The organism is Planctomycetaceae bacterium (assembly GCA_041398785.1).
Classification (GTDB): Bacteria; Planctomycetota; Planctomycetia; order Planctomycetales; family Planctomycetaceae; genus JAWKUA01.
The window spans coordinates 33280-45339 of record JAWKUA010000029.1; the positions used below are offsets into that span (position 1 = coordinate 33280).

The window sequence follows — 12060 nt, forward strand, 5'->3', positions numbered from 1 at the left end:
ATTCCGTTGAGCGCGGCGGGACGGGTTTGGCGTCGCTGATTGTTGCACACATTCCGGTTTCGGGGCAATGTGAGTCGGCGCGGCAGAACGCGTGTTCGGGGAGGTACCGCGAATCTTTCGCCGCGACGCCGACGATTTCTGTGGCGGTTTTGAAATTCCAATGCCGCCTGCGTAAAACTCAGGCAGCGGAGCCGTGTCTGTTTTGCTCGCTGACCTACGGAGTAAGGAATCCAGGGATGTACCAGACGGATGATTCGAAAACCAAACTGGCAACCTTCGGAGGCGGATGCTTCTGGTGTACCGAAGCTGTTTATGACCGACTGAAGGGTGTGAAGAAGGTGACGTCGGGCTACAGCGGAGGCAGCGTGGTCAACCCGACGTATGCTCAGGTCTGCACCGGATCCACCGGTCACGCGGAAGTGATTCAGATTGAATACGATCCGAAGGAAATCGCCTTCGAACAGGTTCTGGACGTGTTCTTTCACACGCATGATCCGACGACGCTGAATCGTCAGGGAGCCGACGTCGGAACTCAGTATCGGTCGGTTGTTTTCTTCCACGACGAGGAACAGAAGCAGCAGACGCAGGACATGATCCGGACACTGAACGCGTCCGGCGACTTCGATCGGCCGATCGTGACGAAACTCGAAGAATTCGAAAAGTTCTATCCGGACGAAGACTACCACCAGAACTACTTCGATCAGAACGGCGGCCAGCCCTACTGCCAGATCGTGGTCGGGCCGAAAGTTGCGAAGTTCCAAAAGCGGTATCAGTCGATGCTGAAGAAGGAACCGGCCGAAGTCCGGTGAGATACGTCGTGTCCGGCGCGCCGCTGGATAGGCTGTCCTGTCTGTCGCAGCCATTCCATGGTCGGAGAGATATGCCGCGGGCGGGGAAAAACGAGGTATTCAGGCTCGCGACCGTAAGGCGATCGGCAGATAAGTGTTCACCAATGCAGAGCGACAATCGCTTCACCCTCCCGTTGAAACGGGAGGGTCGCCGATAGAATGCCGTTCAGGCGTTCGATCGCGGGGAGGGCCATGCACGGGGAACTCCCGTCGCGCGGACGCCCTCCCCTCGTTTGATCGCCTGCACGGCTATCAAACTTCGACCCTCCCGTTGAAACGGGAGGGTCTGTTCTCATCGGCCGCAGGCCAAAGAGTTGCGAAAAGCATCAGTGTCCGCCGCGGCCAGAAGAAATCCGGCAACATGGAAAGCGGCTACGGAGAAGGCGTCTCATGCCGCGTGCGTGAGCAGCATCGTCAGGCGACCGGAAATGAATGAAAAGTTCTGGTATCTGAAAAACTGTCCGCTGTTCCGCCAACTGACTCCGGAGCAGATTCGCGGAATTGAAGCAGCCTGCTTTGCCCGCGAATTTCAGCGCGGCGAGTTCATCTATCTGCCCAGCGACATGGGCGATTCAATCCTGTTGCTGGCACGCGGTCGGGTTCGAATTTACCACGTGACGCCCGAAGGCAAGCAGGCGATTCTGGGCTTTGTCGAACCGGGAGAACTCTTCGGCGAACTGTCCGTGTTCGACGAGCACCGCCGCGAAGAATACGCGGAAGCCGCGGACAAGTGCTTTGTCGTTCTGATGCCCCGTCACGTCATGCAGCACGTGATGGCGGAAAATCCGGATATTTCGCTGGGGATGACTCGGCTGTTCGGATTTCGGCTCAGACGCATTGAACGCCGGCTGAAGTCGCTGCTGTTTCGTTCCAGTCGTGACCGGCTGATTCATCTGTTGCTGGAACTTGCCGAGAAGTACGGCCGTCGCCAGCCCGACGGTCTGCTGATTGCGATGAAGATCTCTCACCAGGATCTCGCCAGCGTCATCGGCGCGACGCGGGAGACGGTGACGATTACTCTTGGCGAACTGCAGCAGGAAGGCATGGTGGAAATCCAGCGCCGCCGCGTTGTTCTGAAACGGGTCGAAGACATGACCAGCCTGGTCGACTTCGGTCCTCTGCGACTGGCGGCTGCCGTCTGACAACGCGCCGCAATTCCTGCCGCTATTTCTTCGCGCGTTTCTTCCGCTTCAGTTTGCGCAGGCCGCGGTACCTTCCGCGACGCAGATTCTGCCACGTCAGCTTCGCGTAGTCGTCCGAAAGGGTTGCCACTTCACTGCGGCGCAGGTCCAGCGTCAGGTGATTTCCATTCGGATCCCTGACCAGCACGAAGGGGACACAGACCGCTTTCACCTTCAGAGGAGTCCCGCTGTTGCAGGGGATGTGCTGATAGCGAATCGGCAGTTCCGGCGGAAAAGCGCCAACGTCTGCTCCCCAGAAAAACGACGGCAGTTCGCAGGCGGACCGCAGCACGGTGACGTAGCTGCCCACTCGAACATCCTCAGCGGATGTCGGCTTCGCAGCGGTCACGGGCAGCGCGTCCGTGAGGGTTTCTGGATCCTGAGTGGCGTAGTTCATAGCGAAGTATCGGACACGCCGTCGGTCGCCGGGTTCGCTGCCAGACGAACGGTCCGCTAACGCCAGCCAGGTTTCGCGCGCGGCGTGCGAGCAACATTCCGCTGCGGGTCTGCCTGGATGCTCGCCGCTGGCATGGACCCATAAGCGGATTGCTTCGATCACACGAGCGACTGGCGGTGCGACCGGTGCAAGTCGTCTCCGCCGTCGCGACCTGCGGATTGCGCATGCGCTTTGGGTGTCGGTCCTGCGCCGCAAGCCGGTTTCCTCAGGACAATGCTTGCAGTTCCCTTGTGTGACACGACAATCCGGCCGGTTTTGTTCGCAATTTCCGCGGAAAACGGCGGCTGCGCGCTGTTTCAGGAATCGTGATCTGTCGCCCGCTGCCGGGCACTCAGAAAGAATCAGGATGTCCGAAGACTATTCGTCCGAACTGGAAACGGCGTTGCAGGCGGTCCGGCAGGCAGCCGCCGTGTGCCGAGCCGTGCAGGCTTCCATCACCGAAGAATCGCTGGAAAAGAAGGACAAGAGTCCCGTCACGGTGGCGGACTTCGCCAGCCAGGCTCTGATCTGCCGCACGCTGCAGTGGGCGTTTCCGAATGATCCGGTGATCGGGGAAGAAGGTGCCGAAGAACTGCGCACCGATGCCGGCAGTGCCTTCCTGAGCCGCATCTGCGAAGAATGCGGCGCGGTCGGCGTTCCCGCGACGGGTGACGAAATCTGCGGCTGGATCGATCGCGGAGATCTGCAGGAGTACCGGCCGCGATTCTGGACTCTGGATCCAATCGACGGAACAAAAGGTTTTCTGCGAAAGGACCAGTACGCGATTTCGCTGTCGCTGGTCGTTGATGGGAAGATCCAGGTGGGAGTGCTGGGGTGTCCGAACATGCCGCTGAATTCCCTGCATCCCGAGGGACCTCGCGGAGTGCTGGCATGGGCGGTGCGCGGCCAGGGCAGTTTTCAACAGCCGCTGGATGATCCGCACGCTGACGCAGCACCGATCGCGGTGACTCAGACCGTCAATCCCATCGACGCTCGATTTTGTGAATCGGTGGAATCCGGGCACAGTTCTCATGACTGGTCAGGCCAGATTGCCTCGGACCTGGGCATTCAGAACGAACCGTTCCGGATTGACAGCCAGTGCAAGTATCTGGCGGTCGCCCGCGGAGACGCCGACATCTATCTGCGTCTGCCGACGCGCCGAGGCTATCAGGAAAAGATCTGGGACCACGCCGGCGGCGTGATTGTGGTGGAAGAAGCCGGCGGACGGGTCACCGACATTCAGGGCCGCGATGTTGAGTTCAATCACGGTTCGACTCTGTCGGCCAATCAGGGCATGCTGGTCACAAACGGTCGCTTTCACGATTCTGTTGTCATCGCCGTCGTGAAGAATGCTCCCGGGAACGCCGTATAAGCGGGGACTGCTATGGAGTGGCTCTCAACCGCGCTGACGCTGTTCGTCATTTCCGCATCGATCGTGGGAATCATGGTGCTGCGGTTTTCCGCGGACATCACACTGCTGGCCGGATTGGCGGCCCTGCTGGTGTATGGAGCCTTCGATGTAAAGTTCGGGCTCAGCGTCGAAGACGGGCTGAAGGGATTCGCGAATCCGGGTGTCATGACCGTCGCCGTGTTGTTTGTCGTGGCTGACGGACTGCAGCGCACGGGAGCACTGGCGTGGATCGGCATGAGGCTGCTGGGAACTCCCAAAGGCCGCGTGTCCGCGCAATTGCGTGCGATGGTGCCGGCCGCCATGCTTAGTTCCGTGCTGAACAATACTCCTGTTGTCGCCCTGATGATGCCGATTCTCAGCGACTGGTCCCGCAAGCACAGAATCTCCGTCAGCCATCTGTTCCTGCCTTTAAGTTACGCGGCGATCCTGGGAGGCATGTGTACGCTGATCGGAACCAGCACGACGATTGTCATCAACGGCGAACTGCCCGCCGAAAGCCGCCTGACAATGTTCGAACTGGCGTGGGTCGGTGTCCCGACTGCGGTCGCCGGCCTGGCGTTCATCACGTTTGCCACGAAGTGGATTCCGGAACGCAAACCGGCATTCACTTCGATGGACGATCCGCGGGAATACACCGTCGAAATGGAAGTCGACGCCGGCAGCCCGCTGGTCGGTAAGACAATCGAACAGGCCGGCCTGCGGCATCTTCCCGGCGTGTATCTGATGGAAATTGACCGGGGCGGACACGTGATTCCGGCCGTCAGTTCCGACACGCTGCTGGAAGCGAACGATCACCTGGTGTTTGTCGGCGTCGTCGAATCCGTGGTGGACCTGCAGCGGATTCCGGGGCTGAAACCGGCAACCGATCAGTTGTTCAAGCTGAATGGTCCGCGAGCACATCGCTGTCTGGTGGAAGCGGTCGTGTCCGGCAGCTATCCGTACCTGAGAATGACAATTCGTGAGTCCAGATTTCGGTCGCAGTACAACGCAGCCATCATCGCTGTGAATCGCGATGGTACGCGTTTGCCGGGAAAGATCGGCGACATCCGGCTGCAGGCCGGCGACACTCTGCTGCTGGAATCAAACCCGAACTTCATCGAACGGCAGCGCAATTCCCGGCACTTCTACCTTGTCAGCGAAGTCCAGAATTCCGCTCCGGTCCGCCACGAAAAAGCCTGGATTGCCCGGCTGATTATGCTGGGCTTCATCATCGCCGCGTCGGTGCTTAGTTCCTACGGCATCAAGGACGCGGCTCTGCTGGCTTCTCTTCCCGCAGCACTGCTGATGATCCTGTTTCGCTGCTCGCGGACCAGCGACGCCAGACGATCGATCGACTGGAACGTTGTGCTGGTCATGGCCGCCGGACTGGGTATCGGCAATGCCATGAGAACCAGCGGAGCGTCAGACTTTGTTGTTAATCAGACGCTGAAATTGGTCGGTAACAGCCCGCAGTTAATGCTGGCGATCATCTTTGTGCTGTCTGTGACGCTGACAAACATGATTACCGCCAAAGCCGCGGCGGTGCTTGTGCTGGAGATCGCTCGCGAAGCGGCGGAATCGATGGGGATCAGCATTTCTCCGTTTGCGATCGCCGTCATTATGGGGGCCGCCGGAAGCTTCGCGACGCCCTATGGTTACCAGACAAACATGATGGTTTACGGTCCCGGCGGATATCGGTCGACCGACTATCTGAAGCTGGGAGTGCCGCTTAGTATTCTGGTGGGGATCATCACGTTGATGATTGTCCCACAGGTCTGGCCCTTCTGACCGGCGCGAAAAGCCGTCTGTCCGAATGTCGCCGTCGGCCAGGACTCTTCACGAAAACTGCATAATTGTCGGCCACACTGCCGTCGCAGCGCTCGCTACGTCGATCTTGCTCCCGTGGTCAGGATCGGCGTAGACTTTCGCCTCAGGCGTGTTTGGATCACCGTCGCGACTTCATTCAGCGGATGCCTTGAATGATCAGCCAGGCAGGGATGCACGGTTCATTTGCCGAACCGGCTTGTGAAGCCAAGACCAGCCAAAACAACGTCAAACTGTTCGTTCTCGATACCAACGTCATTCTTCACGATTCGGCGTGTATCTTTAATTTCGAAGAGAACGACATTGCTCTGCCGATCACGGTTCTGGAAGAACTGGATCGCTTCAAGAAGGGCGACGGAGACCTGAACTTTCAGGCGCGGCAGTTCCTCCGGCAGCTCGACAGTCTGACGGGCGACGTGATGTCCGACGAAGGAGCCCCGCTGGGCGACGGACTTGGGCGAATTCGCGTGCTGATGAGTCTGCAGAGTGCCCGCACGCGTCAATCGTTCCTTCACGACAGCGCTGACCACCGCATTCTGAATACGGCGCTGGCGGTGTCGGAACTGATGGAAGAACGCGAAGTTGTCCTGGTGACCAAGGACACCAATCTGCGACTGAAGGCCAAGGCGTTCGGCATGATTTCGCAGGACTACAACAGTGATCGTGTGCAGGACATGCACGCGCTGTACACGGGACGGCGGACCGTCAATGACGTGCCTTCCGCAGTTCTGGACCAGCTTTTTCAAAACGAAGGATGTGTCCCGGCCGCTGATGTCTGCATTGTGGAATCACCGGTCAGCAACGAGAACTTCATCCTGCGCAACGGGTCACGTTCCGTGCTTGCGTCATTCAACTCGGAACTGTCTCAGTTTTGCCGGATCACAAAGTCGTCCTGCTTCGGAATCCGCCCGCGAAACGCCGAACAGTCGTTCGCGCTGCAGGCGCTGACGGACGACCGCATCAAGCTGATTACCCTGGTCGGCCGTGCGGGAACGGGCAAGACGCTGCTGTCGCTGGCAGCGGCACTGGACCGCGTGGCGGCCTACCGCCAGATTCTGCTGGCACGGCCGATTGTGCCGCTCAGCAATCGTGATCTCGGATTTCTGCCCGGTGACGTCCAGGCCAAGATCGAACCGTACATGCAGCCGCTGTTCGACAATTTGTCGGTCATCAAACACGAAAACCCCGGATCCCGGGACATGGTCAGTCAGATGATGGAGGAAGAACGCCTGCAGATCACTCCGCTGGCCTACATTCGCGGACGCAGCCTGCAGCAGACTTTCTTCATTGTTGATGAAGCTCAGAACCTGACTCCGCATGAAGTCAAAACCATCATTACCCGCGCGGGTGAAGGCACGAAGATCGTGCTGACGGGCGATATTCAGCAGATCGACCATCCGTATCTGGACTCAGCCTCGAACGGCCTGACGTATGTCATCAACCGCATGAAGGGCCAGCATCTGTACGCTCACGTCACGCTGGAAAAAGGCGTCCGCTCCGAACTGTCCGAAGCCGCCAGCAGCCTGCTGTAGGCGATGGGCAGATGAGAATTGACCAATGCAGAGCGACAATTTCTGCACCCTCCCGTTTCCACGGGAGGGTCGCCGATCGAATGCCGTTCAGGCGTTCGATCGCGGGGAGGGGGTCGCACGGGGAACTCCCGTTGCGCGGACGCCCTCCCCTCGTTTGGTCGCCTGCACGGCGATCAAACTTCGACCCTCCCGTTGAAACGGGAGGGTGTATTCTCATCTGCCGCGGCTTGGCAGGACGGTCAGAATTCGATCCGCAGCAGCGGTACGTTCGGGCCGCGAAGGAAGTACTGCTGCTGACTGGGAGCGAGCAGATTCTGGTTGCCCATGCCGGAACCAAACGCCGCTTCCTCCAGGATCAGCCGGCGGCGCACGTTTTGAGGCAGCGGCCGGGCTCGACGAACTTCGTCCACCAGAGCCTGATAGTCCGCGTTGGCACGATAGGCGGCATCGGCATACCAGCGTTCGACGATCACCGCCTGGTGTTCGGCCGAATAATCGCGAAACGCCTGCCCGGCAACCACCGTCGGATTGTACGCGGCGTTCCGGCTGCCACTGCTGAATGTCGCGGCCACCTGATGACAGACCGAGTTCGAAATGGAGCTGGTTCCCATGTTCTGGTACTGCCAGACGTGCGTCAGCTCATGCACCAGCACGCGGTTGGACATGTCGTCCTGAATGCGAATGTTGTTGCCCAGTGTCGTGGGAGCAGCCGCGATCGCAGCTCTGACGATTCGAACGGGTTCCAGATCAATGGACTGCTGGAACACGAACCGTGCGATTCTGGTTTCCGCAACGGTCAGTGACCGTCCGGAATGAGAAAACGCGGCACCGGATTCGTGAGCCCAGACTTCCAGCGTCGGCAGACGCAGACGGAGGTTGTCGCCCATGATTCGATCCTTTCGAATGCGGGAGAAGTTCTGCCGGGCGGACGAAGATGCCCGGCACGTGCAGCGCAAACGGAAGGTCACGTCGGCGCCGCAACCCGAAGACGTTCATTTTCCGAAGAAATGTCCTGCGGTTGCCGGAAATCCGGGTTCAGCAGTCAGATTCCCGGAATCAATCCCGGCCGCGTCCTCCCGCAGCCGAATCGTCAGCCGTGACCGCCGGAACAATTACCCGAGTGGCTCCCGGCCGCGCCGCATCGGCCGGGACGACCGCGACGTTTTCACCAGTGATTCCGATTTTGCAGCGGCCACGTCGGCAGAACGTGACTCCGGGCTTCGTCAGTCGGGTTACCACGCAAGCCCGCGCGCGATTGCACGATTACCGTCTGGACAGCTTTTCCGTTCCACCTGATGGATGATGCACCGATGCTGAGTTTAGAAGAAGCACCCGTCCTTCTACGAGACACCGACGACCAGTTGACGCAGGTTCTGCGGCAGGAAAACGTCCAGCTCAAGGCGGGACTGGTCAACATTCAATCAAACCTTGCCGATTCCGTAGCGGTCAATGTCGAGAACATCGATAACTGCCGGCAGATTGAGGAACAATGCAACCAACTGGCCACCGAGTCTGAAACAATCCGGTCGGAAGTTGACCAACTGAGCGCCGCCGTGTCGGAGATGCGGGAACTGGTCGAAGAAACCGACCGGCAGCTGATGGGGATTCATTCCTTTGTCGCTTTGATCCAGAAGGTGGCCGCTCAGACCAACCTGCTGGCGCTGAACGCCACCATCGAAGCGGCCCGGGCCGGCGACGCGGGCAAGGGATTCGCTGTGGTCGCCAACGAAGTGAAGGCGCTGTCTCAGCAGACGCGCGAAGCGGTTGACAACATCGGTGCGTCCGTGGAGTCCATCCTGGCGAATTCGCAGCGCGTGGCGGTTCGGGTTCGTGACCTGGATGAACGAAGCTGCGGAATCCGCGGCACCGTGGGCGGTCTGAATGAACGCATCCACGAAACCAGCGAAAGAAATGCCGATGCCACCGAGCGTGTCGTGGCGTCCAACGAGCGGGTCTTCATGAGTCTCGCAAAGATCGACCACGTGATCTGGAAGGTCAATACCTACCTGAGTGTGATCGACGGCAAGCCGACCTTTGCATTCGTGGACTGCCGCAACTGCCGGCTTGGCAAGTGGTACTACGAAGGTGACGGCCGATCGTCGTTCTCCGGAACCTCAGCCTTTCGAAGACTCGAAGCACCGCACGAAGCCGTGCATCAGGCGACACGTCGCGTCTTCGATCTGCTGGAATCGGGTGCCATTGGCGAACATTCCAGCGCTCTGACAACTGCCCTCGATGCTATGGAAACCGGCAGCGATCAGGTGTTCGACCGACTGGACCAGATGCTGGCCGAGAAGAGTCATTCCCGGGGAAGGTAAGGAGTTGCACGGGAATAAGGCGTGCGGCAGATGAGAATCTACCTGCCAGCCGCACGGCGCTAACCCCGGTTCTCTTCGAACACAACCGCGGCCAGCGCCCTGCAGCTGATGCAGCCAGCAACAGGACTGATGTTTCATGAAACGTGGCGCTGGCCAGCTATGCAAAAGCTTCCAGCGTGTCGTCGAGCCGCTTGCGAGCGTGGCGGACAACATCAGACAGCGAATCCCGGTGCAGCGAGAATGAATCGGTGGCCGCCTGAAAAACGTCACCTTCCGCCGTCCAGCGTTCCGGCTGTCCCTCGACCATCCATGCCAAAAAGTTGGAGATGCACAGGCCGTAGCACAGGTCGGAACCGCAATCGTCCGGAGTATGATGATACTGAACGGCACGCGCAATGGATTCCGGCAGTTTCCATGCCTGAGCCACCACAGCACCAACCTCGGCATGGTTCACGCTCAGCACAGCCATTTCCCGGTTGATAAATGGCATGTCGACCGACCGATCATGGAGTGCCTTCTTGTGGTCATCGGTCAGAAACTCCGACAGCACAAGTTTGCCGAAATCGTGCAGAAGGGCAGACAGCAGAAGTTCATCGCTAAGGCGGTTCGACAACAGTTTGGAAAGCTCCTGACCACACGCCATGCAGGCGACGGCGTGCCGCCAATAGCTGTCCGGTGTCAGGTCGAATGCGGACAAGTCGGGGTTCTTCTTTGGTCGGACGCTGTCAGACATGGCAATCGATAAGACCGCACCCGACCCGACTCGCAGTATCGCCTCCTCTGTCGAGGCGGTCGGCCGTGAACCATAGGCCGCACTGTTTGCCAGCCTTAGCAGTCGTCCTACCAGAGTCGCATCAAGTTTGACCGTGCGAACAACGTCGCGCAGGTCATATTGCTCGTCAGCGAACAGATCCATCAGCCGCGTCAGCGTCAGCGGAAGCGGCGGCAGCGCATTTGCAGTTCTTACAAGTGACTCGTGATCAAGTTGCAGTGGCCCACTTCCCATGGAAATCCCTCCGATTGCTCATCAACACAGATTCCACTGGAATAAAGTCGACAAGGGATCCGAAGGCGGGTCTTACCCCAGTCCCATGTCAACACCAACGCTGAATTATAGATCGTCCGTAGGAATTCGAGAACATGACATTGAACGAGAAAAGGGATTTCACTCGTGGGGATGATGTCAGGTGCTCCCTGAAATCCAGGAAACTGCAGCCATGCCTGCCGCTTGCGCCGCCTGATCTGTTGCTGGAGTTGTGGAAGGCACGTGACCTGACTGCGGGTTTTGCACCAGCGCGTGAGTTGCAATACGCGCGCGGCGACGTGATCCACACGAGCGCGCCGACGTCGGAAGTCGGTTCCGGCGGCCCGACGGAACCCGTCCGCAGCAGCCTCGGGCGCAGGCTGTCGCGCGACGGGCTGTCCACAGATTTCACTGAGGCACACAGATTGTTCACGTCCCGCCGAAGCAGCGGCGCGGGTTGGGCTGACTCGACGGAGCCCGCAGCAAGACGGTGCCTGCTGCGCGCGGCGACGGGTCGATCCGCGCGGCGTGAATCGAAGGTCCGAAATCACGCCGTGTCCCGAATGGGCGACGACGATCGGAATCAGAGGCATCCGGAAACGTCAAAGTGACATCTTCCGTAGCGTGCGACTTCGAATCCGAAATCCTTCCTGGTACCGGAATCGTGGGCTGCTTTGAGTTCCGCGAAATGTTCGGACGCCGGTCCGTGGGCCGTGCGGCCGAGTACCACGCGGCTTCCGTCTGACGGCACAACCAGGTTGACGCAGATGTTGAAGATCTCATCCAGGTTTTCGGCGAAGCTTTCGGGCAGCACGCCGTCTTTGATGGCTTCGTCGACTCGCCCGGCAGGAATCTGTGTGAGAGCGGCGGCAAGACGGCAGGCGCTTGCGAGATCGCAGGCACAGTAGCCGACGGCTGTTCCGTCCTGATCCACGTATTCCGCGATGGAGCAGACTTCTCCGGCCTCAGAAGGCGCTGGTTTGACGTCCAGTCCCAGAAGCCCGTGTACCAGGGCCGTGACTTTTTCCGCGGTGGGAGTCTTGATGGTGATGGTTGTCATGGTCGAAGGTCTTTCTTGGTTGAGTGAGCGAATCGCGGCGGAAGTGCCGGCTCACGCAAGACAGGGCATAAGAGCCGCGTTCAGAGACTGCGCGGTGAATGGCTTCGTCACGAGGAACTGCGCGCCGGATTCGAGCGCCAGTTCACGGATGTCGTGACCACTTTCGGAGGTAATGAACCCGAACGTAACTTCGGAACCGGATTCGCGAAGCTGCTTCAGGAAATCAATGCCTGACATTTCCGGCATGTTCCAGTCGCACAGCACAAGATCGGGCTTGTCGGAACCGACCTTTGCCAGACCTTCCTGACCGTTGGTTGCCTCAACAACGTCGCATTTACCGACATCGGTTTGTCCCAGAGTGCGTTTGACGATCATTCGCATGGCTTTGCTGTCGTCGACGATAAGTACCTTCATTGGATGACCTCTTTCGTGATGGTAAGTCTTTGT

The 12060-nt window shown here is 59.2% G+C and carries 11 protein-coding genes; 6 read left to right on the forward strand and 5 right to left on the reverse strand.

What is annotated here, in order from left to right; genetic code table 11:
* Positions 1-236: 236 nt before the first annotated feature.
* Positions 237-809 carry a peptide-methionine (S)-S-oxide reductase MsrA gene (gene msrA, locus R3C19_24030; protein MEZ6063428.1) on the forward strand — a complete coding sequence of 191 codons (573 nt, stop codon included), beginning with the start codon at positions 237-239 and terminating at the stop codon, positions 807-809.
* 467 nt (positions 810-1276) lie between these two features.
* Positions 1277-1990 carry a Crp/Fnr family transcriptional regulator gene (locus tag R3C19_24035; protein ID MEZ6063429.1) on the forward strand — a complete coding sequence of 238 codons (714 nt, stop codon included), beginning with the start codon at positions 1277-1279 and terminating at the stop codon, positions 1988-1990.
* Positions 1991-2012: 22 nt separating this feature from the next.
* On the opposite strand, the gene R3C19_24040 is transcribed toward R3C19_24035, so the two are convergent.
* Positions 2013-2426 (reverse strand): hypothetical protein, encoded by a 414-nt coding sequence (locus R3C19_24040; GenBank protein ID MEZ6063430.1) that lies wholly within the window; start codon positions 2424-2426, stop codon positions 2013-2015.
* 406 nt (positions 2427-2832) lie between these two features.
* Between R3C19_24040 and R3C19_24045 the strand changes: the two genes are divergently transcribed.
* The 3 genes from R3C19_24045 to R3C19_24055 all read left to right on the forward strand — a co-directional run bounded on the left by R3C19_24045 (position 2833) and on the right by R3C19_24055 (position 7211).
* A complete protein-coding gene (locus tag R3C19_24045; protein ID MEZ6063431.1) occupies positions 2833-3837 on the forward strand; it encodes a 3'(2'),5'-bisphosphate nucleotidase in 1005 nt (334 codons plus the stop codon).
* Positions 3838-3849: 12 nt separating this feature from the next.
* Positions 3850-5643 (forward strand): SLC13 family permease, encoded by a 1794-nt coding sequence (locus tag R3C19_24050; protein ID MEZ6063432.1) that lies wholly within the window; start codon positions 3850-3852, stop codon positions 5641-5643.
* 191 nt (positions 5644-5834) lie between these two features.
* A complete protein-coding gene (locus R3C19_24055) occupies positions 5835-7211 on the forward strand; it encodes a PhoH family protein (protein MEZ6063433.1) in 1377 nt (458 codons plus the stop codon).
* 239 nt (positions 7212-7450) lie between these two features.
* On the opposite strand, the gene R3C19_24060 is transcribed toward R3C19_24055, so the two are convergent.
* Positions 7451-8098 carry a hypothetical protein gene (locus R3C19_24060; protein MEZ6063434.1) on the reverse strand — a complete coding sequence of 216 codons (648 nt, stop codon included), beginning with the start codon at positions 8096-8098 and terminating at the stop codon, positions 7451-7453.
* A gap of 423 nt (positions 8099-8521) precedes the next feature.
* On the opposite strand from R3C19_24060, the gene R3C19_24065 reads away from it, so the two are divergent.
* Complete coding sequence (locus R3C19_24065; GenBank protein ID MEZ6063435.1) at positions 8522-9529, forward strand: methyl-accepting chemotaxis protein; 1008 nt, start codon at positions 8522-8524, stop codon at positions 9527-9529.
* A 157-nt stretch (positions 9530-9686) separates the two neighbouring features.
* Here the strand turns inward: R3C19_24065 and R3C19_24070 are convergent, their stop codons facing one another.
* The 3 genes from R3C19_24070 to R3C19_24080 all read right to left on the reverse strand — a co-directional run bounded on the left by R3C19_24070 (position 9687) and on the right by R3C19_24080 (position 12027).
* The gene (locus R3C19_24070) at positions 9687-10535 is read right to left on the reverse strand and encodes an HDOD domain-containing protein (protein MEZ6063436.1); all 849 of its coding nucleotides are present in this window, start codon (positions 10533-10535) and stop codon (positions 9687-9689) included.
* A 601-nt stretch (positions 10536-11136) separates the two neighbouring features.
* Positions 11137-11613 carry a hypothetical protein gene (locus R3C19_24075; protein MEZ6063437.1) on the reverse strand — a complete coding sequence of 159 codons (477 nt, stop codon included), beginning with the start codon at positions 11611-11613 and terminating at the stop codon, positions 11137-11139.
* A gap of 51 nt (positions 11614-11664) precedes the next feature.
* Positions 11665-12027: a response regulator gene (locus R3C19_24080; GenBank protein MEZ6063438.1), complete on the reverse strand. Its 363-nt coding sequence runs from the start codon at positions 12025-12027 to the stop codon at positions 11665-11667.
* Between the last annotated feature and the right edge of the window lie 33 nt (positions 12028-12060).

Excerpts from the sequence above, each read along its gene's own strand:
- R3C19_24050 (MEZ6063432.1), top strand. The coding sequence starts at position 3,850 with ATGGAGTGGCTCTCAACCGCGCTGACGCTGTTCGTCATTTCCGCATCG.
- R3C19_24075 (MEZ6063437.1), bottom strand. The coding sequence starts at position 11,613 with ATGACAACCATCACCATCAAGACTCCCACCGCGGAAAAAGTCACGGCC.
- R3C19_24045 (MEZ6063431.1), top strand. The coding sequence starts at position 2,833 with ATGTCCGAAGACTATTCGTCCGAACTGGAAACGGCGTTGCAGGCGGTC.
- R3C19_24035 (MEZ6063429.1), top strand. The coding sequence starts at position 1,277 with ATGAATGAAAAGTTCTGGTATCTGAAAAACTGTCCGCTGTTCCGCCAA.
- R3C19_24080 (MEZ6063438.1), bottom strand. The coding sequence starts at position 12,027 with ATGAAGGTACTTATCGTCGACGACAGCAAAGCCATGCGAATGATCGTC.
- R3C19_24065 (MEZ6063435.1), top strand. The coding sequence starts at position 8,522 with ATGCTGAGTTTAGAAGAAGCACCCGTCCTTCTACGAGACACCGACGAC.
- R3C19_24060 (MEZ6063434.1), bottom strand. The coding sequence starts at position 8,098 with ATGGGCGACAACCTCCGTCTGCGTCTGCCGACGCTGGAAGTCTGGGCT.
- msrA (MEZ6063428.1), top strand. The coding sequence starts at position 237 with ATGTACCAGACGGATGATTCGAAAACCAAACTGGCAACCTTCGGAGGC.
- R3C19_24040 (MEZ6063430.1), bottom strand. The coding sequence starts at position 2,426 with ATGAACTACGCCACTCAGGATCCAGAAACCCTCACGGACGCGCTGCCC.
- R3C19_24055 (MEZ6063433.1), top strand. The coding sequence starts at position 5,835 with ATGATCAGCCAGGCAGGGATGCACGGTTCATTTGCCGAACCGGCTTGT.
- R3C19_24070 (MEZ6063436.1), bottom strand. The coding sequence starts at position 10,535 with ATGGGAAGTGGGCCACTGCAACTTGATCACGAGTCACTTGTAAGAACT.